Source organism: uncultured Fibrobacter sp. (assembly GCF_946062555.1).
Lineage (GTDB): Bacteria > Fibrobacterota > Fibrobacteria > Fibrobacterales > Fibrobacteraceae > Fibrobacter.
Genome location: NZ_CAMGVQ010000040.1, coordinates 1 through 20395 on the forward strand (window position 1 = coordinate 1; position 20395 = coordinate 20395).

The following is a 20395-nucleotide window of genomic DNA, read 5'->3' on the forward strand; positions in this document are numbered from 1 at the left end:
TGAAAGTCGCTGCACTGAAAGTGCAGGGTTTTAACCATTTTTTGGACAATAAAGGATACCCCTTGACAAGGGGCTCCCTTGAATTTATTTTATACAAAAAAAAACTTACACTTTATCCAAAGCCTGCGTAAGGTCAGCGATGATGTCTTCGACGTTCTCAATACCCACGCTGAAGCGGATCAGGTCCGGAGCGACACCTGCCTCGATCAACTGTTCGTCGCTGAGCTGACGGTGCGTGTGGCTTGCCGGGTGCAGCACGCAGCTGCGGGCGTCGGCCACGTGAGTCACGATGCAAACCATCTTGAGGCTGTCCATGAACTGGATGCTCTTTTCGCGGCCACCCTTGATGCCGAAGGTGAGAACGCCGCAGGGGAGGCCGCCCTTGAACTGCTTCTTGGCGAGTTCGTGGTACTTGTTGCCCTCGAGGCCCGCGTAGTCGACCCAGGCCACCTTCGGGTGGTTCTGCAGGAACTTCGCGCAGGCGAGAGCGTTTTCGCAGTGGCGCGGCATGCGCAGGTGAAGCGTTTCAAGACCCACGTTCAGGAGGAACGCGTTCTGCGGAGCCTGGATGCTGCCGAGGTCGCGCATGAGCTGGGCCGTAGCCTTCGTGATGAAGGCACCCTTGCCGAAAGCCTTCGTGTAGGCAAGACCGTGGTAGCTCGGGTCCGGTTCGGTGAGGCCCTTGAACTTGTCGTGATGGGCTTCCCAGTCAAAGTTACCGCTATCCACGATGCAGCCACCCACGGCCATGGCGTGACCGTCCATGTACTTGGTGGTGGAATGCGTCACGATGTCAACGCCGAATTCAATCGGGCGGCAGAGAATCGGAGTCGGGAACGTGTTGTCCACGATCATCGGCACGCCGTGCTTGTGTGCGATGTCCGCGAAGCGCTTGAGGTCCAAAATCTTGCCGGCCGGGTTTGCCACCGTCTCACCGAAGAAGCACTTGGTGTTCGGGCGGAAAGCCTTCTCGATTACCTCGTCGCTGGCATCCTGGTCAACGAACGTGCATTCGATGCCGAGCTTCTTCATGGTGACGCTGAAGAGGTTGCTGGTACCACCGTAAATAGCGCTGGTGCTGATGAAGTGGTCGCCCGCCTCGCAGATGTTGAACACGGCAAAGAAGTTCGCCGCCTGACCGGAGCTGGTGAGCATCGCTGCCACACCGCCTTCCATCGCCGCAATCTTGGACGCCACGGCATCGTTGGTGGGGTTCTGCAGGCGCGTGTAGAAGTAGCCGCTAGCCTTCAGGTCGAACAGGTCGGCCATGGCGTTGCTGGACTCGTACTTGAAAGTGGTGCTCTGGTAGATGGGGAGGACGCGCGGTTCGCCGTTTTTCGGCTGCCAGCCGCCCTGGACGCACAAAGTTTCGATCTTGGACATTTCTTTATCCTTTTTCCTAAAATTTTTATGAAGTTCAATATAGATAGATCCTATAACCAAGTCTATAAAAAAGTGATAATCAAAGAAAAAAAATGTAAAAAGCCACCCCGTTATTAGCTCAAACTTATAGGTAGTTATAACAAAAAACTATAACGCAAACAAAAAGACCATTTTTATGCGCGAAACATCCCCGATCAGAAAAGCAGAACTTCTCCACGCGGTTTCTATATTTGCGCTCGATGCTCCCCCTTAGCAAAAACTACACCCCGAGACTTCTCCATGGTACGGCGCCGTGGCACTTGCTCGCCATCGTCACCATCACGTTCTGGGGCACAAGTTTCGTGAGCACCAAGGTTCTTTTGAACCACGGTTTTTCGGCGGTACAGATTTTCGCGCTACGTTTCGCCGTCACCTACCTGATACTCCTTGCGTTAAGGCACCGCCAGTTCCGTTGCGAAAGCTGGAAGCACGAACTCCTCCTGTTTATTTGCGGCATCACCGGATGCACGCTCTATTTCTGGACAGAAAATACAGCCCTTACGCTTTCGCCCACGAGCAACGTCTCGCTCATCGTCTGTTCCAGCGCACTCCTGACCATGATTTTCGGCGGAATCTTCTACAAGAGCGAACGCCTCGGCAAGCGACAAATCCTAGGATGCCTCCTAACGTTTACCGGCATGGTACTCGTCGTGCTGAACGGAAAATTCGTCCTCAAGCTTTCTCCCGTCGGAGACTTCATCGCGTTCGGAGGCGCAATCATGTGGGCCGTCTATTCTCTTGTGGTGCGGCAGCTGAACGATAAGTACTCCGCACTGTTCATCACGCGAAAGATGTTCTTTTACGGAAGCATCACTTCGCTTTTCATCATGCTTATCGAGGGGCGCGAGATTCCATGGCAGAACTTCGCGGAGCCCGTCGTTGCGCTCAATTTCCTCTGCCTCACGGTATTTTCTTCGCTGTTCGGCTACCTTATTTGGAATAAAGTATTAAAACAAATCGGAACCATACTCGCCACCAATTACGCCTACGCCATCCCGCTGATTACGACCGTTACCGCGGCCATCACCCTCGGCGAGCATATCACGGCCGTCGCCATCGCAGGTGCAATCGCCATTGTCGCAGGGATAGTCCTCGCGCAATTCAAGCGGAAATAATCAAGCGAAAATAAAAAAGGAAATGCCCGGCTTTGAACCGGGCAAAACCTTATAAAAACGGGAAAGAGGAAAGGCTATTCCTTGTCCTTCTTGTCCGAATTTTCGCCGCAGTGGCAGGGACAATGGTAGCAGTCCCCCGTCTCGGCGAAGTCCTTGCCGCTCCAACAGTAGGTGCAGAGCTGGTCTTCGGGAAGACCGATGGCCGCGATAACATCGTCGATGCGCTGGAAGGCGAGCGTTGTCAGTTTGAGCTTCTGGCGGATGTATTCGACCATCCCCTTGTATTCTTCGCCATCCGGGTTCGTGTACTTTTCGATATCGGCGTTTTCGCCTTCCTTGTCGCGGATGTAGCGGCGCGTAATCAAGTCGTACTCGTTCTTGGAACGGGAGAAGTTGATGAACTTGCAGGGGTAAACCAGCGGCGGGCAGGCGATACGCATGTGCGTTTCCTTACAGCCTAGCGAATAGAGCTTCAGGGCCTGCTTACCGAGCTGCGTGCCGCGCACGATGGAATCGTCGCAGAACACAAGACGACGGTCCTTGATGAGCCCCGGAATCGGGATAAGCTTCATCGAGGCGACGCGTTCGCGCTGCTTCTGGTCCTGCGGCATAAAGGAGCGAGCCCAGGTCGGCGTATACTTGACAAAGGGGCGTGCAAACTTGATGCCGGCCTCGTGCGCATAACCTAATGCGTGAGAGGTGCCGGAATCAGGAATACCGCAGGCGGCATCGGCTTCGGTCGGCGTTCTCTTGGCGAGAGCGGAACCGCAGCGGTAGCGCGTCATTTCGACATTGCGGCCTTCGTAGCTGGAAGCGGGATAACCGTAGTAGACCCAGAGGAAGGAGCAGATGGCCATCTTCTTGCCAGGAGCGACGAGTGTCTTGTCGCCATCCGGAGTGAGTTCGACAATTTCACCGGGGCCCATGTCGCGGACGTAGTCGTAACCGAGGTTGTGGAGTGCGCAGCTTTCCTGCACGGCAATCATCGAGCCGTCCTTCTTGCCGAGAACAATCGGCGTGCGGCCCCACTTGTCGCGGCTTGCGTAGAACTTTCCTTCGCTGTCCATCAGGAGCACCGAGCAGCTGCCCTTCACCTTTTCGTGGACATACTTGAGGCCGTCCACAACCGAATCGCGCGTGGCAATCAGCGCCGACACCACTTCAGTCGGGCCAACCATTCCGCTGGTCGTCGAATACTGGAGCTGCATGCAGTTGTTCTTGAAGAGTTCGTTCTTCAGGTCCTCGATGTTCGAGATGAGACCGACGGTAACAATGGCAAACGTGCCCAGCTTAGAGGTCATCACGAGCGGTTGCGGATCCGTATCGGAAATGACACCGACACCCACCTTGCCCGAAAACGCGGCGAGGTCGTGTTCGAACTTGCTGCGGAACGGGGTGTTCTGGATATTGTGAATCGAACGATGGAATTTACCGCTCGGATTCAAGACTGCCATACCGCCACGATGGGTTCCAAGATGTGAATGGTAGTCGGTTCCAAAAAAGAGATCACTTACACAGTCTTCTTTAGAAACAACACCGCAAAAGCCGCCCATAAAGACTCCTTGTCAAAAAGGGATTCTGTTTCGCTAAAAGTTAGAAATTTTAGGTGCCCTGCAATACACTTTTTTTCATATTTCGGTGAAGCGGTCCACGGTCGAGCCGTCGGGCAGCAGGACTTTACTTTCAAAATCGTTCCGGTCGCGCACCCAGAGCGTACCCTTCGGGTGGTCGGGGGTTTCGTACTCGCTACGGTAAACGACCAGCGGCTTCACCGACTCGCAGTCAAGCGCATCGGCGGACACCACGGTATAGAGCATCGTCTCTTTCTTGTAGTGGCGGTAACGGTGACCGGCAATCGCCTTCGACATCAGGCATTCTCCTCAAGCCAGCAGTAATCTTTCGGATGTTCCACGAATTTTTCGGGATGCAGCTTGTGCTTCGCGAAGAATTCCTCGCGGGTCATCCACACGAAGCCGTCCACTTCGCCCGGTTGCGGCACGAGCGACTTTATCTCGTCCTCGGAAAGCGTGATACGGTAGACGTCGTAGTACTCGTTGTCGAGGTAGGAGCCGCCGTTAAGCACGCTTTCGTGCTTGGCCTCGAATAGATATTCGAGGTCGCGCGAACTCTTGTGCACGCCCAGTTCTTCCCGGAGTTCGCGCACGGCGGCGTTCACGCTGGAATCCCCTGCCGAAATGTGCCCGGCACAGCTCGTATCGAGAAGCCCCGGATTATTTTCCTTGACGCGGCTCCGCAGCTGGAACAGGATACGCCTGTTCGAATCGAACGCCCAGATATGCACCGTCCGGTGCCAAAGGCCCTCGGCATGCACCTTGCCGCGTCCGCAAGAGAAACCCGCCGGAGTCCCGTCTGCATTCAATACGTCGATCTGTTCTTCCATCAGAAAAGCTCCTTGAAGATTTGCATCAGCTGGCGATATTTCTGCATCAGCTCGCCATGACGATTACGGACAAAATCATAGTCGCCTTCGTTGCAAGCGAATTCCAGCGTCTTGCTGATACTCGATATTTCTACCGCACCGATATACAGAGCCTTGCTCTTCAGCGAACGCACCAGCAATCGGTAACTCTCGAAATCTTCCGCCTTGAAGTAAGAATTCAAGATAACATCCGCGTGGTACGACGAAAAGTCCATCAGTCTCTTACGGTAAATCGCCTCGTTCATCTGACAACATTCCAATCCAATGAGCACATCGACCAAACCTGTCGTCATCAGGTTTTCCAGGTCGTCCGGAAGCATCGGCGTTTCCGGTGTCGCCGTCGCCAAAACTTCCTGCCGCTTACGCGGAGGAGCGACAGGAGTATCCTCCTGCAGTTCTTCATTCCTGACTTCTTCTTCGGGGACTACATCGAACCACTGCACCATATCCTTCGGCAGGAATTTCAGGAGCATCGCAAACAACGATTCCTCACGAACTGGCTCCGTCAAGAAATCGGCGTACCCGATCTTCTTGCACACCTCCCTTGCAATCATCTCGCTGTTCGCCGTCAGCATCACGATGGGAGTATCCTTGTTCGGGTGGTCCGCGAGGCCGCTCATCATCGTGAAAAGATCCATTCCGTCGATCACGGGCATCGCGTGGTCCAGGAACACGATATCGTAATGTTTCCGCTTGAACTTTTCGAGCGCTTCCATCCCGTTATCCACGGCATCCATGTGGATTTCCGTTTCCTTGAGCATACCGCCCATCACGCGCAGGTTCATGAGCATGGAATCGACCGCGAGGACAGACGCCGTCGATGCACAGAAATACCGTGTGCTGTTCCGCGACGACAGTTGCAATTCGTCGTAACGCCGCTTGAAATCCCCTACAGGCTCGTTTCTCACAACCTGTTGCGGCAAGACAATCATAAAGGCGGGCTTGTCGTCCAGCAAGGCGTTCAGCTTCAATTCCCCCCGCATCAAGAGAACTAACCGCCTCACCAGAGTCAATCCGATTCCCGTCCAGCCGCTACCCGAATCAGGGACCTTGATAATCAGGTTGATCTTGCGGCCGTCCCATTCGCCGTCCTCGGCAACGCGTTCGTAATCGACGAAGATATCCGCCACCGCCCCCGACGAGAACCTTTCGGCATTGAAGAAGATATTGCCCAGAATCTGCCGGACACGGATCTCGTCTCCAATCAACCGCGACGGTATTCGGCTATTGACCTTCAGCTCAAAATTTTTCGTCTTGTTCACGCTATCCGCTGCCGTCAAGCAACCGCTAAGTACCGCGAACAGGTCGTATTCCGTCGACGTTATTTCCAACGAATTCAAGTCAACCTTCGCGATATCTTCCAGGTCATCCGCAAGAGAAAGCAGCCACTGCCCGGCGCCAGAGATATTTCGGGTATAATCCTTCAAGGCGGGGTCATGGTTTTCCTTGGCAATCACCGAATTCATCGCGAGGATACTCGACAAGGGGGCGCGCATCTCGGTTCCCGCATTGCGCAAAAGCGAAAGCCGTTCCTGATACGGGTCATCAACAGGATCGGCTTCCTTGCGTTGACGGTGTCGTTCCCTCCGTTTACGATCTATAAAAAAGCAGGCGAATATCCCCAACACGAAAAGAACAACCAGCATTCCGACGACACAGAATACCAGGAACGGAATCCGGTTAAGCCCGGCGCCAACCTTGGATTTCGGCTCCATCCCCACGAGAGAGAATCCACGGTAGCCGAGTTTCGCACGGTAGAAATAGTAGAGTTCACCGCCCACATTTTCACTGACAACCATGGCTCCCGTCCAGCGGTCGCGCAGATTCAGCCGTTCATAAATCCTCGTGTAATCCAACTCACGCCAGCCGGAATCGTTTTTCCAGTTGCCTCTCTTGGACTCAATGACTGGATAGTCGCTACTATCCAGCACCACCATGTAGCATCTTTCGGAGATGCAGTTGTCGTCAAAGAAATCATCCACCCCCTTTTCACGATACAGCTTGTAAAGGATATTGCGGATATTTCGATTATGGTAGACAGGGACCGCAAAAAGCAGGCCCTTTCCCTGGCGGTAGCAGAAAGTCTTCGCGCCGTGCAACGCTTCGGCCAGGCAACCAAATTCATCCATGGTCACCCCAGTCAATGTGTCTCCCTCGAAATAACCGTCACCGAGCGACAGCAGGCCGTAATTGTAGTTCTTGATATCGAGATCCAGGCCGACAATGCCTCCTCCCAGGTCGGAGTGCCTCTCGATATGCCGCGCCATGCCTTCCAGCGCATTTAGGCGGACACGGAATTTCTCGTTCGCGAGTTCAGCGACAAGAGTCGACTTCTGCAAGACCTGCCGAGCTTCATACTGGTCCAAAAAACTTTCCAGTTTCACCCTCAACAAAATGCAAACAATGCAGAGGGCGAAAACGACGATGGTCATCCAGACCACCAGCTCTATATTGACCTTAGTACTTCTGGGATTTAATTCCATCGTATACTCCCTTGACATACCAGTCAAAATGTTCAAGCAAATCTTCGTCGGATATGCATTCGCCCTTTTCTACGCGAACGTTTCCGTGACTGTCGACAATCGGTCCCCAGAACACATCGTAGCGACTCTTAGCAAGCATTTCCCTTTCATGGGCCACTATCTTAGAAATTTCTTCGTCAACATGGGCCGACAGCGGAGCAAGATCCACCACGCCACTTTCCATCCCGAGCCAGGACCTTCCCGAAACAAAGTTGCCGGACAAGATGTCGCGAATCCGCGACTCGTAAAAATTTTCCCAGTGCCACACGGGAGCGGTCAAGAAATGATTCGGGAAATGCGAGGAATTGTCCATATTGTAACCCACGATCCAGATTCCCTTCTCGTCGGCGATTTCATACGGGGAAAGGGCATCCAGATGCACCGTCAGCACGTCTATATTGTGCGCCCTCAGCAAGCTATGCATCGCTTCCGCCGACATCGATTCATCTGACCAGGAATGCGTCCAGTTCACAAATACCTTCGCCTGCGGGTTCACCTTCTGGACCCCGAGCGTAAATGCATCCAGCCCGCGGACCACCTCGGAAATTTTGAAGGAAGCCAAATAACCGATTTCGTTCGTCTTGGTCTTAAGTCCAGCCACGATTCCGGAAAGATAGCGCATCTGGTAGATGCGTCCATAATAAGTCAACAGGTTCGCCCCTGACCGCACCCCCGCCGCATGCAGGAACTTGACCTTCGGATGTTTCTTGGCAACCGACATCGCAGCCGCACCGAAATCAAACGAGTTCGCAATCACGATTTCGGCGCCATCGGCAATCGCCTTTTCCATATTGTTGTACGCCGTGGAATCGGGTGGAGTATTTTCGTAATACGCCACATTCAGGTTTAGGCGTTGAGCCACGTTCTCTATGGCCTTACAATGCGACTCGTTCCAGCTGTGATCATTACAGACTCCCCTCATGATCATGGCAACACACATATTTTTCCGCGAATCCTTGCCACCGGAATCATAATCGTATACGACTATAACCGCCACAATAATCGCAGACACCACGATCGACAATGTGATTAGCCACCTAATCATCCTTCCAACCCCTTCTGGATATTGCGAACCAGTTCTGCATGCAAGGCCATCACCAGGTCGTGATTTTCACGGACCATGTTCATACGGGATTCCCGACAGGCGTTTTCAAGATTCTGGAATTTCTCCGTCATGCTGATAGCACCGATTGCCGATGAGGAACCAGAGAGGACGTGCATATAGAAAATGTAGTTTTCCCAGTCCTCGTTCCTGAAACAGGTTTCCACATTGCGGTGAAGCGGAGACGCAATGAATTCCTGCAACATTTCGATATAGATATCGCTGTCATCGGCACAGTATTCCAGGCCGGCCTTGATATCCAGGCAATCCTTGAAGGGCGCGAGCTTTTCGTAGGGATTCACCGTCACTTGCAGAAGTTCGATTTCGTCATTAAAGGTCGGTGCGGGCATGGGGAGCTGTATCGTGTCAACAGAAGTCTGGACTCCGGCGACCTCCTGGATGTCTTCGCCCGAAAGGACAAGCTGCTTCGGCAAATACCACTTGAGCGCCCGCTGCAAGTCACGCTCCTTGATCGGCTTGGGCAGATAATCGGCAAAACCCATCACCAGGAACGATTCGCTGACTTCGTTGGAACCTTCCGAAGTGAGCGCGATGACCGGCGTATCCTTGTTGATGACGTTGTCCAGGGATTTCAACCTGCGATACGTTTCCACGCCATCCATCACCGGCATCATGTGATCCAGGAAAATCAAGTCGTAATGTTTGGACTGCGCAAGCTTCAGGCACTGCGCGCCGCTCACCGCCACGTCCACCTGGACCTTGAACCGCCGCAAGAACCCACGGAGCACCTTGAGATTCAACTCGACATCGTCCACGATCAGGATGCGCGCCTCGGGGGCAAGGAAAATCCCCGAAAAGTCGCCCCTCTTGCGGCCAAGGCCCCTGTACCTCAGGGCAAAATCGCCCATCGGTTCGATATTCAGCACGAGCTGCGGAATCCTGACCGTAAAGGAGGAGCCCTCTCCCAGGCGGCTGTTCACCGTAATTTGGCCCCCGCACTTTTCTACGAGTTCCTTGGTCAAGCACAGGCCGAGACCAATTCCTTCGGAGGGATCATCCATATTCTGCGAAGCGAATTTATTGAAAATCAAGCCCAGCTCGTCTTTCTTGATGCCGGTTCCCGTATCCTTGACCGTAAACGAAAGCATCACGTACTCGTCGGATTTCAGCGTTCCCACTGGAGGAAGGTTCTCGTAATTCACCAGCAAGGTAACCTCGCCCACTTCGGTAAACTTGATCGCATTCGAAAGCAGGTTGTTGATAATCTGGCGAATCCGGTTCTCGTCGCCCCACAGGCTTGACGGGATATCCGGATTGCAGTCCACCGTAAAGCGCAACTTCTTTGCCGACGCCTTCTGTTCGTTGGCGCTGTAACAGTCCGCCAGCACCGAAAAGATGTCGTACTCCATTGAGACGATGCTCATCTTACCCGATTCAATCCTGCAGACATCCAGGACGTCATTCACAAGCGACAGGATCCCCTGTCCCGTATTCTGGATATTCTTCAGGTATTCCTTGAGCCCGTCATCCCGGACTTCCTTCATCACGATGGAATTCATGCCGAGCAGCCCCGTTATCGAAGTGCGGATTTCACGACTCATATTAGTCAAGAATCCGCTTTTCGCCTGGCTTACACGAATCGCCCTGAATCGGTTCATCAAGCTGAGCGACATCAACAGAATCATCAGTACATACAGCAACACGACAACGGCTATTCCCTTGAAAACGGTCCAGTACATTTCGTTCCACAGCACTTTATTTTCAACCATCCGGACCATGAACCAACTGCCTTTGATCGGTGTAGAAAAAACCTGGTAGTCGACACCATCGTAATTGAGCAGGAACTGTTTTTCGCCCGGGGCTTCATTCGAGGATGAGGTGACCTGGTCGGCAAGTTTTCTTTCGTCATTATTCCAGAATTCGGAGGATGAATAATTGAGCCCCTGGTTTGCCACAATGCTATGCGCAATGATGAGTCCCTGCTCATCCATGATCATCCAGATGCTGGGCAATGTCCAAGGATTGACAAAGTTTCGTAGTGCGCTCAGATTCACATTCAGCGCAATAACGCTTTTCATATCGGAAAGTCGCTTGCTCAAGACGACCATCGATTCCTTGCCCTTGTGAATCGGAATCCGCGCAATATCACCATGGGCGAGCAAGGCCCCCTGGAACCACGGTTCACTAGCAGGGTTGACGGAATCCGCCAAAGGATATTTGCCATACGGCTTTCCGTTGATAAAACCATACAGGTCGTCAAAGCGGGGATTTTCTTCCCTGGTCCGGGTCTTCAGCGACTCGATCTGCCCCGAAACTGCATGATTCTCCACCAGCAGATTGGCCACGCGGCTAGCCATCTTCAAAACGGACTCTTCGCGATCCAGGAAGTTCTCTACCGCGAAAGCATCCTTCTTGTTCAAGAAAGCACACGACTGCAAGATATTCGCCTTGGCCGGGACGGTATAGGCACGAACAAGGTACGACACCGTCGACACGACAATGATCGACACTATCAAAAGGACAATGCCGTAACGCAGCCAAAGCGTTTGCTCTTTTTCAATCTTTTGGAAAAGCATACCTTCAAAATATAAGATTTAAAAACGAAATGCAAACGACCGCAACCGAATAAGATGGATTTAGCCCCCAATACGCGACATTTTAAGGAAAGGTTTTATATTTTAAGGGTATGAAGTTCAATAGGGAAAAATTGGAAGGCCTGCTCAAGGTAGCAGAAACCGAAGGCATTTTCAACAAGGCGGTCGCCGGGTTCATTTTACCTGACGGAAGCCGCGAGGTTCTGACACTCGACACGCCCGAAAAAACGGTATTCGACATCGCAAGCCTTACCAAGGTGTGCCCAACGTCTACACTTGCGCTGAGCTATATCCTGGAAGGGTCGCTGTCAGTGGACACGAAGGTCATCGACTACATCCCCGAATTACAGACAAACTACCACGAAGATATTCGCATATTCCATCTGCTGACCCATAGCCTCGACTACCGCGTGCCCATGAAGACGCTGCGCACGCTCCCAGCCGAAGGAATCCTCGACGCACTTTATACGTACCAGTTCGAAAAGGCTCCCGGCGCAGACTTCAACTACGGCAACCCCGCCAGTGTGCTACTCGGAATCATCCTGCAGCGGCTCAAGGGCAAGGACTTGCAGCAGCAGGGCCGCGAGCGTTTCTTTATTCCGCTCGGCATGACGCGCTCCGGCTGGGATCCGCTCACACGCGACTGGAATCCGATTCCCAAAAGCGAAATTTCGCCGACGGAAATCTGCAGTTTCAGGGGCCGCGAAATCTGCGGAGAAATCCACGACGAAAGCGCCTGGGTCCTGCGGAAACTTTTCCCTGTGGGTAGCGCTGGCATGTTCAGCTGCGTGCCCGACCTTCTGAATTTCGTACAGATGATTTTGAACGACGGCGTCACGAATGTGCCGGGCGGCCCGGCTAACGCAACCGACAGCGCAAAAAAAAGCGCGCAAGGTGCAACGGGCCGCATCACGGAATGCGCGCGGGTCGCCCCTGCAGGCATCCTGAAGATGGTGAGCGAAAACGCCTTTGCACTCGATTCGGCAAGCAAGTACTCCACCGCAAAAAACGCCTGCACCGCCCTCGGCTGGGAACTGAACAGCGAAAAGTTCATGGGGACACATGTGTCGCCGCGCACCTTCGGCAAAACCGGATTCACCGGCGCAAGCATCGTCGCCGACCCCGACCAGGGTGCCGCCGTTGTGCTTCTCAGCAACTTCACCTACCCGCACCGCGAAGCGAACGCCGACCGCATCCACGCCTTCCGCGCAAAACTCAGCGACGCCTTCTTCGGGTAGCATAAACTTTACAAGGCACCAGCCTGCACCGAGCCTTGTCGAAGTGAGTTTGCCGAAGGGCCGAAAAGCCTTCCGCCGAAATCCATTTTTCTACATTTACAGCTGCAATGGAACTTGACGCCGCACATATCGCCCTTTACGCCGCCTACTTCGTGCTGGGCGCTGTCGTGAGCCTTATCAACAGCATCGCGGGCGGCGGTTCAACACTGAGCCTTCCGCTGATGATTTTTCTCGGGCTTCCCGCCACCGTGGCTAACGGCACGAACCGCATCGGGCTCATCATCGGAAACTTCAGCAGCGCCTTCAATCTGGCGCGTCACGGCTACCTGAACATGCGGCTCTTTTTGCAGCTGCTCACCCCCACGCTGATCGGGGCGCTTGTCGGAGCCTGTTTCCTGGTGCACATCGGCGACAAGCTTTTCCAGGCGATTCTCGCCGTGGTCATCTGCCTGGTGGTAGTCATGAGCAACCTGCGAAAAGATGTCCTGGGCAAGCCCCCTGCAGCGCCTCCCGAAAAGCTCACACTCAAGGGAGCCCTCGGTTTTTTCGCCATTGCCGTCTACGGTTGCATCGTGCAAGTCGGCGTGGGCTTCGTACAAATTTTCGGCCTCACGCGCTACACGGGCCTTTCGCCGATAGAGATCAACGCACTCAAGAATTCACTCACCAACGTGTTCCTGCTGGTGAGCACCATCGCGCTTGGACTTAACGGGAAAATCGACTGGGCGATTGCCGCCCTGATGGCCGGCGGCGCCTGGGTCGGCGGCTATTTCGGCAGCTTTTTGCAGCGCAAGAAGGGCAACAAGTTCATCCAGCGGTTCATCAGCATTTGCAGCATCGCCATGGCCATCGCGCTCGTGGTGGACTTGATTGTGAAATAGTGTCGATTAGTTTGCGTTTTTGACTGTTTTTTGCAGTTATTATCGATGCCGTATTGCAAAAAAGCCGAAAATGTGTTATATTAAATGGTAATGCGAAATTTTTCGCATTGATTTTTTTCGCATAGGACATCCCATGAATCCGTTCAAATTTGGAACCATTGTGGAAGACGACTATTTCACAGATCGCGTGAACGAGCTTATGCAGATTAAGCAGATGCTGGATAGCGAGAATCATCTGGTGTTAATATCGCCTCGCAGATTCGGCAAGAGCAGTTTGGTGGCAAAGGCGCTTCAACAACTTGGTCGTCCGTCCATAACCATAGACTTCATGAAGGTCCTGAATGTGGAGGACCTTGCCGCCCAAATTTTGCGCCAAGTGTTTCGGATACACAAGTTCGAAAAAATCAAGCATCTTATGAAGTTTTTTCGAATTGTGCCCACGCTCTCCTACAATCCGGTGACCGAAGGCATGGACGTGAGCTTTGTCCCCTCGGTAGGAAAGCAATCTGCTATGCTGGAAGATTCCTTGGAGCTATTGGAGAAGGTGTCTTCTGCAAAGAACCGACTTATCGTGGCGTTCGATGAATTCCAGGAGGTGAACTCCATAGACAAAAATCTAGCAAGGCAGCTACGTGCTATCATGCAACGGCAAAGTGGACTGAATTACGTGTTTATGGGTAGCCAGGAATCTATGATGGAGGAAATATTCGAAAAGAAAAAATCTCCGTTTTTTCATTTTGGCGAGCGCATGAACCTGAAGAAAATTCCGTACGAGGATTTCTATTCCTATGTTGAAAGTCGTCTGCCCAATATGCCTGCCGCGAAGAAGGCTGCCATCACCGAGGAAATCCTGAAATTCACGGATGTTCACCCCTATTATACGCAACAGCTTTCAGCTGCAGTCTATAATGCAATTGAGTATGGCAAAATTAAAGACAATCCTGTGGCTTACGCCATAAAGAGGCAGGTGGAGGAACATTCCTTGGATTATGAACGCCTCTGGGCTAGTATGAATCGCACCGACCGCAAGGTGATGCTAGAACTTGCTAACAGGCGAAACCCTATGACTGACAGATCGGTGGCGCCTAGCACCCTTTTCAGTGCTATTAAGCGCCTGCTGAAGCAGGGATATGTTATCAAGACGGACGCTTATGAACTCGAAGATCCATTCTTTGGCGAATGGATATTGGAAAACTAGAATTTTGAGCTGATGTTTATTTGTCTGCTAAATCGTAAGCGCACAGATATTTAACACCACTAGTCAGAACAATTTCACCATTAGACATTATTCGATAATAATTAGCTGAACGCGACGATACACCTGTCGTATGGGCTATATATATGGAATCTTGGGATATTACAGTTCCAAGATGTTCTCCTAACGACATAACATCACCAAAATTGAAAATACGCCAGCCGTCAAATCGTTGAAGCATCGCTTCAGATGTTTTCCAACAGCCAGATGATGAAGAATTAAAGTCAGGTGCAATTTTGCTTCCGCATTGATGCCAACAATAATACTTACTTGTCCCGTCATTATAGTACCGATTAGGGAAACTTACTCCAGAAGAACTTTGGTAAGCGGTGGCCTCATAAAAAACGCCTTTATAAACAAAGCCTTTCCATGTTTTAGAAACAACAGTATATCCTGATTCTAATTCTGTTGTATCAGATAAAGTTATAGTAGTGTCTCTCGGATTTTCGTCTGATAAAGATTCTACACGATGATATACAGAATCAATCAGCCGTATCATCGTTGTATCATCCAAAGCTTTGCTTACTGTATCCGTTTTATAGATATATACAATGGAATCCTTAAAAATGCTGAACATGTTCTGCACATCTTCATCCGTATAGCCTTTGACCGTTGTTTCGTCGCCGCAACCGATTATCATAATCGCAAAGACAATTAATGTCGAAAATAATTTCTTCATTTTATTGCTCCTTTTTTTTACCAATAACAGCGTTCTATTGCAGCCTTTCGTTGGACATCCGGCGTTGACCATCCATACTGGAGTTCGCAATTCCATCTACAACCAGGATGTCTGTCCATACATTTGAAAACTTGCTCTTTGTAAGCGCAGCTTGCCAAGCCTAAGCATAGCATTGCTATTAAGGCAATAAGTATCTTGCGCATATTTCTTTTCATCTTTCTCACCTCTCTGTCAAAGACAGTTTGTGAGCAGCGATCTTGTATTGAGCCGAGAATACAGAAAAGGTATGGTGTCGCTCGGCTCATTGTCTGGAGGCTCTGGTAAACCCGCTATCGATAAGCACGACGGTTGTATATCGGCAAAGCCAAAAACCGTGGGCAAATGCCCAACGACCCACACCCGATCGGTGTGAGCGTTCGTCCTATTCCCCGATAGCAGAGCATACGCTCTCGAAAAATTTACCAGATTTTCCAGACCGGGAACAAGAGTACTACTCTAATTCAATATGTCGATAGAAATATACATTAATCTAGGTTGAAAAGGATATTCCGCGTCAAGTACGGAATGACAAAACAGACCCGCTTAGACGTTGGGGCGAGCCGCATTCTTTTGCGCCCGTTTTTCGCGGCGTTTGCGGGCGCGGCATTCTTCAAGGGTTTCGCCGAGACCTGCGAGCAGTTCCGCGGCCAGGGTTTCGTCGCCAACGGCGAGCAGCTCTTTTTGCGGGCGAGGCAGTTTCTTGATGCGCGCTTCCAGGCGGAGCGCCTCTTCGTGGCAATTCAATTCAAATTTTCGCAGAATGCACTCCGGCGGGAACGCCTTGGTGAACTTTGCACCCCGGCCGGATTTATGTTGTTCAAAACGAGCTTCGACATCGACAGCATACCCCGTATAAATGCGGTCTCCCGCACAACGGAGCATATAGACGAAATGAGACATTTTTAATTATTCATTTTGAATCCCGTCGGTCGTTACACTCCCTCCAGGATGACTTCTGCTAGAGATTGCGTCCACCATGCTTCGCTAGAGGCAGGTTCCGCGATGCTCCTCGCAATGACGATTTACCTATGGTTTAGCGTCTGTTTCTGACTCGTGATGTGCTTTCGACACGATGCTCATGTAGATAGTGCCAAGAATCGCTGCACAGAAGCTACCCAGCAAGATACCGAGCTTTGCGGAATCCTGACGGTCGCCTACATCGAAGGCAAGGCTTGCCACAAAGAGCGCCATCGTAAATCCGATACCCGCGAGCATGCCGCCACCCCACAGCACCTTCCAGCTGTAGCTCGGTTTTACCGACACGCCAATCTTCACCGCCAACAGGCTGAACAGGAAAATGCCGATCGGCTTGCCGAAGACTAATGCGAGCGCCACCGCACCCATCACAGGCACTTCCACGCCACCGAGCTTGATTTCAACGCCGGCGTTACCGAGCGCAAAGAGCGGCATGATGAAGAAGTTCACCCACGGCACGAGCGGCTTGAACAGGCGTTCCTGCATCGAGATACTTTCGCGGGCGCCGCGCTTCAGCAGCGTAAACACTTCGTACTGTTCGTTGCGGTCGTTCGTTTCGCCCGAAAGCTTGCCACCGACACTTCCCGCAAAGTTAGCCAATTTGCCCTTCGCGAGCACGGGCTTTGCCGGCACCGAGAGACCGAGCAGCACGCCCGCAATGGTCGGGTGCACGCCGCTTTTTACGAAGAAGGCCCACACGGCAATGCCGATCACGCCGTGCAACAGCATGTTGCGGACACCGATGCGGAACAGCACGTTGATCAGCGCAAGCAGCGCAAATCCGGCGCTCAGCGCAAGGAAGTTGATTCCATCGCCGCTTGGGTAACCAATCGCAATCACCAAGATCGCGCCGATGTCGTCGGCAATCGCGAGTGTCAAGATCATCACGCGGAGCGCATGCGGCACCTTCTTTCCAAGAATCGCCATGCAGCCCACCACGAACGCGATATCCGTCGCTGTCGGGATTCCCCAGCCGTGTGCGGCGCCGTTTGCTCCGTGCGGGCACAGAGCCAAGTAAATCAGCGCCGGGAAAAGCATACCGCCCGCCGCGGCAATAATCGGGAGGCTCGCCGCCTTCGGGTTCCTAAGTTCGCCGTAGGTCATCTCGCCCTTGACTTCAAGGCCGATATTGAAGAAGAAAATCGTCATCATCGCATCGTTGATGAACCAGTGCAGGTCCGCAGACCCCACCCAGCTACCGATCGTCATCGCGATTGGCAGGTGCCAAAAGTGATGGTAACTTTCAGGAGAAAGGTTCGCCCACAAAAGAGCCGCAATCGTCATGATGATCAGAACGATACCGCCAGTCGTTTCCACCTTCATCAGGCGTTCCACCGGCGTGATAATCTTGCGGATGGATGTTTCCGGGAACAAATCTTCTATCTTGTCGCTGCTCGTAACTTTTGCGGACATAGCTACCTGTTAGTTGGTTGAGTGATTCAGCCTTGCGCCTAACAAAATAATCAATTTTTCGAGGTGCGAGAGCATAAATCGATGCAAAACTACGATTTTGGCGATAAAAGGAAAAAAATCGGGGGTGAATATTCCCTATGACCTACAATTATCCCCCTCTTCCGCACTCTGCTACATACTAAATGACTCGAAAGCGGCTTTTAATATGTAATTCCATGCAGTTTGCAAAAGTGCTTACATACTGAATCCATTTTTTCTGGCGCCAAGTACGTAATTTCCGAACAAATTAACTGCACTTCATCCTCTAAAAAGACCGTTCTGCGATTCAAAATCTGGTTTGAACGGGCAAAAACCTCAATTTTCCCCTGTCTTCACTCAAATTTTACATACTGAGCCGGCCTTTTTTCAATTCAGTATGTAAGCATCGCCCGCAAAGCCATGCTTTTCGCCCCTATATACTTCTATTAACATCCAGCAGCCCGCGGCATCTAGCCGGAGCCAAAACTCACTAATGCGTCAGGCCATCATTTGACCGGCAAAACACGCCATTTGACAAAATTTGCATTATTTTGTACATTAGCAGCATTCCCAAGCGTTTGGTATGTCATAACAACATATCAGCGCTTTTTTTAACAAGGAAAAAAATGGGAATACAATATACACCTCCACAAAACGACTCGCTGGTTCTTGCGGCGATTAGGCAACGCTCGTTACTCCGTGAGCAGCTCGCTAAAATTCCTCCAAAGCCAAGACATGTTCCAATAGGAAACCTTCGCGTTGTAACAAACCACAATCGTCCGCAATATTACATTGTCAACTCAAGCGATGCGCCCAACGGCACCTACCTTCCGCGCAAGGAAATTCGCAAGGCGCAGGCGATTGCCCAGCGCGACTACAACAGGGACGCGGCGGACGCCCTCAAAAAGCAGATCTCGACCATCGACCGGTTTCTTGCCGATTACCGACCAGGAGCGCTTGACGCAACCTACACCGAACTGCACCCGGGACGCCGCGTCCTTGTTGCGCCCGTGCGCGAACCTGACGAAGACTTTATCGCCGCATGGCTGCATCATCCCTATACGGGCAAGCCCTTCGAAATCAACGCTCCCGAATTTTACACGGGCACGGGCGTGCGCGTCCGCTCCAAGTCCGAAGTCATCATCGCGGACGCGCTCAGTCGCGCAGGAGTCCCCTTCCGCTACGAATACCCCACGAGCGTCAAGGGCTGGGGCACGCTCTACCCCGACTTTACCTGCCTCGACAAGCGTTCCCGCGAAGAAATCATCTGGGAGCACTTCGGACTCATGAGCGACCCAGACTACGCCGAGAAAACCGTCCAGAAGATTGCCCACTATGCGGCGAGCGGCTACATTCTCGGCAAGAATTTCATCGCCACCTTCGAGACAGCCGCTAAAGCGCTCTCCGTGAAGCAGGTCGAACATTACATCAGGGCGTTGCTTATATGAAGGCAAGGAATACCCCATCGGCATTTTCTAATGTTCCCGCCGTACAAACATAAGCGGATTACTCCCCGCCCCCATACTTTTGTATATTCTTATTTAAAATAGGAGAAGCCCGGCTAATCTTGCACAGCCACCATTAAGTCGTCAGACGATAGGGGCCTGGACAGCAGGGCACGACACGAAAATGCTAGATAAAGAAGTTTTGAAGACCGTGAGCCGCATCGAACTTTCCGTTCGCGGCACGCTCGACACCGTGATGACCGGCGCTTACCACAGTTCCTTCAAGGGGAACGGCATGGAGTTCAGCGAGGTCCGCGAGTACATGCCGGGCGACGACGTGCGTACCATCGACTGGAACGTGACCGCACGAACAGGCACGCCGTACGTGAAGAAGTTTATCGAAGAACGCGAGATGACCATGCTCCTGATGGTCGACGCGTCCAGCAGTTCGGAATTCGGTTCCAGCAAGCAGATGAAGGGAGAGGTCATGGCGACCTTGACCGCGCTCCTCGCCTTTGCCGCCATCAAGAACAACGATAAGGTGGGGCTTTTAATTTATACAGACCAGGTCGAACTATTCATCCCGCCGGAAAAAGGCCGCAAGCATGTGTTGCGGCTCATCCGCGAAATCCTCTACTTCAAGCCGCAACACCACGGCACGAACACGCAGGTGGCGCTGGAATATGCCGGCAAGATTCTGAACCGTCGTGCCGTCGTCGTGGTGATGAGCGACTTTTTGGACGAAGGTTTCGAGAACGCCTTCAAGATTCTCCGTAAGCGCCACGACGTGCTTGCCGTCTCGGTGGTGGACCCCCGTGAAATGGAACTCCCGCCTGCAGGCCTCGTGGAACTCGAAGACCCCGAAACCGGCGAAACGCTCTTGATCGATACCGGCGATGCAGCCTTCCGCGAGGCGTTCGCCCGCGAGGCAAAGCGCCAGGGCAAGGCGACCAAGGAACTGTTCCAGCGCATGTCTATTGACTTCGTGCGCATCGAGACGCACGACGACTTCAAGGAAACAGTCGCCCCGCTCATTGAGCACTTTAGACGCAGGGCGAAAGCCGCTAGAAAATAAAGACAAGGGAGGGGGCCACCCTCCCTAAAGCTTTTTCGCTGCTCCCGCAAAAAAAAGAAACCGTGCAGGCTTTCGCCCACACGGTCCCTTACCACAACACGAGGTAAAAGACAAGGGAGGGGTTTTTGTTCACACGCAGTGTGAACGGGAGCGCAAACTTTGTCTGCGCGACTTTTTGACCGTTGTTTCCTCCCGGCACTCAATAACCCGCTTTCTCTCAA

The 20395-nt window shown here is 52.3% G+C and carries 16 protein-coding genes; 6 read left to right on the forward strand and 10 right to left on the reverse strand.

Annotated features, from left to right (window positions below; all coding sequences use genetic code 11):
- Positions 1 to 105: 105 nt before the first annotated feature.
- Entirely contained in the window at positions 106 to 1383 is a 1278-nt protein-coding gene (locus Q0P86_RS11475; protein WP_294114949.1) for an aminotransferase class I/II-fold pyridoxal phosphate-dependent enzyme, read from the reverse strand.
- Positions 1384 to 1622: 239 nt separating this feature from the next.
- Between Q0P86_RS11475 and Q0P86_RS11480 the strand changes: the two genes are divergently transcribed.
- Complete coding sequence (locus Q0P86_RS11480) at positions 1623 to 2537, forward strand: DMT family transporter (protein WP_295039575.1); 915 nt, start codon at positions 1623 to 1625, stop codon at positions 2535 to 2537.
- A gap of 74 nt (positions 2538 to 2611) precedes the next feature.
- Here Q0P86_RS11480 and Q0P86_RS11485 read toward each other — a convergent pair whose 3' ends face one another.
- From Q0P86_RS11485 to Q0P86_RS11510, 6 genes are all read right to left on the reverse strand, one after another.
- A complete protein-coding gene (locus Q0P86_RS11485) occupies positions 2612 to 4090 on the reverse strand; it encodes an amidophosphoribosyltransferase (protein WP_290994044.1) in 1479 nt (492 codons plus the stop codon).
- A 75-nt stretch (positions 4091 to 4165) separates the two neighbouring features.
- Positions 4166 to 4405: a DUF1653 domain-containing protein gene (locus tag Q0P86_RS11490; protein WP_290994042.1), complete on the reverse strand. Its 240-nt coding sequence runs from the start codon at positions 4403 to 4405 to the stop codon at positions 4166 to 4168.
- On the reverse strand, positions 4405 to 4938 hold the full coding sequence (locus Q0P86_RS11495; RefSeq protein WP_295039578.1) for an NUDIX domain-containing protein: 534 nt from the start codon (positions 4936 to 4938) through the stop codon (positions 4405 to 4407). Before Q0P86_RS11495 ends, Q0P86_RS11490 begins: the two co-directional genes overlap by 1 nt.
- Positions 4938 to 7460, reverse strand: coding sequence for a hybrid sensor histidine kinase/response regulator (locus tag Q0P86_RS11500; protein ID WP_295039580.1), 2523 nt, complete (start codon positions 7458 to 7460; stop codon positions 4938 to 4940). Before Q0P86_RS11500 ends, Q0P86_RS11495 begins: the two co-directional genes overlap by 1 nt.
- A complete protein-coding gene (locus Q0P86_RS11505) occupies positions 7435 to 8544 on the reverse strand; it encodes a BMP family ABC transporter substrate-binding protein (protein WP_294114939.1) in 1110 nt (369 codons plus the stop codon). The genes Q0P86_RS11500 and Q0P86_RS11505 overlap by 26 nt, the downstream gene beginning before the upstream one ends.
- Complete coding sequence (locus tag Q0P86_RS11510) at positions 8541 to 11138, reverse strand: response regulator (protein ID WP_295039582.1); 2598 nt, start codon at positions 11136 to 11138, stop codon at positions 8541 to 8543. The genes Q0P86_RS11505 and Q0P86_RS11510 overlap by 4 nt, the downstream gene beginning before the upstream one ends.
- Before the next feature lie 110 nt (positions 11139 to 11248).
- Between Q0P86_RS11510 and Q0P86_RS11515 the strand changes: the two genes are divergently transcribed.
- From Q0P86_RS11515 to Q0P86_RS11525, 3 genes are all read left to right on the forward strand, one after another.
- Positions 11249 to 12394, forward strand: coding sequence for a serine hydrolase (locus Q0P86_RS11515; protein ID WP_295039585.1), 1146 nt, complete (start codon positions 11249 to 11251; stop codon positions 12392 to 12394).
- A gap of 107 nt (positions 12395 to 12501) precedes the next feature.
- Complete coding sequence (locus tag Q0P86_RS11520; protein WP_294114932.1) at positions 12502 to 13275, forward strand: sulfite exporter TauE/SafE family protein; 774 nt, start codon at positions 12502 to 12504, stop codon at positions 13273 to 13275.
- A gap of 133 nt (positions 13276 to 13408) precedes the next feature.
- Positions 13409 to 14473, forward strand: a complete 1065-nt coding sequence (locus Q0P86_RS11525) for an ATP-binding protein (protein ID WP_294114930.1) — start codon at positions 13409 to 13411, stop codon at positions 14471 to 14473.
- 16 nt (positions 14474 to 14489) lie between these two features.
- On the opposite strand, the gene Q0P86_RS11530 is transcribed toward Q0P86_RS11525, so the two are convergent.
- The 3 genes from Q0P86_RS11530 to nhaA all read right to left on the reverse strand — a co-directional run bounded on the left by Q0P86_RS11530 (position 14490) and on the right by nhaA (position 17636).
- Positions 14490 to 15209, reverse strand: coding sequence for a hypothetical protein (locus tag Q0P86_RS11530; RefSeq protein ID WP_295039588.1), 720 nt, complete (start codon positions 15207 to 15209; stop codon positions 14490 to 14492).
- Positions 15210 to 15791: 582 nt separating this feature from the next.
- Positions 15792 to 16130, reverse strand: coding sequence for a GIY-YIG nuclease family protein (locus Q0P86_RS11535; protein ID WP_295039590.1), 339 nt, complete (start codon positions 16128 to 16130; stop codon positions 15792 to 15794).
- 144 nt (positions 16131 to 16274) lie between these two features.
- A complete protein-coding gene (nhaA, locus tag Q0P86_RS11540; protein ID WP_290994026.1) occupies positions 16275 to 17636 on the reverse strand; it encodes a Na+/H+ antiporter NhaA in 1362 nt (453 codons plus the stop codon).
- A 644-nt stretch (positions 17637 to 18280) separates the two neighbouring features.
- On the opposite strand from nhaA, the gene Q0P86_RS11545 reads away from it, so the two are divergent.
- On the forward strand, positions 18281 to 19102 hold the full coding sequence (locus Q0P86_RS11545; RefSeq protein ID WP_290994024.1) for a hypothetical protein: 822 nt from the start codon (positions 18281 to 18283) through the stop codon (positions 19100 to 19102).
- Between the two features lie 181 nt (positions 19103 to 19283).
- Positions 19284 to 20174 (forward strand): DUF58 domain-containing protein, encoded by an 891-nt coding sequence (locus Q0P86_RS11550; RefSeq protein ID WP_291023378.1) that lies wholly within the window; start codon positions 19284 to 19286, stop codon positions 20172 to 20174.
- Positions 20175 to 20395: the final 221 nt, after the last annotated feature.

What these genes read in the sequence shown, in the direction of transcription:
- Q0P86_RS11520 (WP_294114932.1), top strand. Translation starts at nt 12,502, where the DNA reads ATGGAACTTGACGCCGCACATATCGCCCTTTACGCCGCCTACTTCGTG.
- Q0P86_RS11545 (WP_290994024.1), top strand. Translation starts at nt 18,281, where the DNA reads ATGGGAATACAATATACACCTCCACAAAACGACTCGCTGGTTCTTGCG.
- Q0P86_RS11530 (WP_295039588.1), bottom strand. Translation starts at nt 15,209, where the DNA reads ATGAAGAAATTATTTTCGACATTAATTGTCTTTGCGATTATGATAATC.
- Q0P86_RS11525 (WP_294114930.1), top strand. Translation starts at nt 13,409, where the DNA reads ATGAATCCGTTCAAATTTGGAACCATTGTGGAAGACGACTATTTCACA.
- Q0P86_RS11500 (WP_295039580.1), bottom strand. Translation starts at nt 7,460, where the DNA reads ATGGAATTAAATCCCAGAAGTACTAAGGTCAATATAGAGCTGGTGGTC.
- Q0P86_RS11485 (WP_290994044.1), bottom strand. Translation starts at nt 4,090, where the DNA reads ATGGGCGGCTTTTGCGGTGTTGTTTCTAAAGAAGACTGTGTAAGTGAT.
- Q0P86_RS11510 (WP_295039582.1), bottom strand. Translation starts at nt 11,138, where the DNA reads ATGCTTTTCCAAAAGATTGAAAAAGAGCAAACGCTTTGGCTGCGTTAC.
- Q0P86_RS11550 (WP_291023378.1), top strand. Translation starts at nt 19,284, where the DNA reads ATGCTAGATAAAGAAGTTTTGAAGACCGTGAGCCGCATCGAACTTTCC.
- Q0P86_RS11535 (WP_295039590.1), bottom strand. Translation starts at nt 16,130, where the DNA reads ATGCTCCGTTGTGCGGGAGACCGCATTTATACGGGGTATGCTGTCGAT.
- Q0P86_RS11495 (WP_295039578.1), bottom strand. Translation starts at nt 4,938, where the DNA reads ATGGAAGAACAGATCGACGTATTGAATGCAGACGGGACTCCGGCGGGT.
- nhaA (WP_290994026.1), bottom strand. Translation starts at nt 17,636, where the DNA reads ATGTCCGCAAAAGTTACGAGCAGCGACAAGATAGAAGATTTGTTCCCG.
- Q0P86_RS11505 (WP_294114939.1), bottom strand. Translation starts at nt 8,544, where the DNA reads ATGATTAGGTGGCTAATCACATTGTCGATCGTGGTGTCTGCGATTATT.
- Q0P86_RS11480 (WP_295039575.1), top strand. Translation starts at nt 1,623, where the DNA reads ATGCTCCCCCTTAGCAAAAACTACACCCCGAGACTTCTCCATGGTACG.
- Q0P86_RS11515 (WP_295039585.1), top strand. Translation starts at nt 11,249, where the DNA reads ATGAAGTTCAATAGGGAAAAATTGGAAGGCCTGCTCAAGGTAGCAGAA.
- Q0P86_RS11490 (WP_290994042.1), bottom strand. Translation starts at nt 4,405, where the DNA reads ATGTCGAAGGCGATTGCCGGTCACCGTTACCGCCACTACAAGAAAGAG.
- Q0P86_RS11475 (WP_294114949.1), bottom strand. Translation starts at nt 1,383, where the DNA reads ATGTCCAAGATCGAAACTTTGTGCGTCCAGGGCGGCTGGCAGCCGAAA.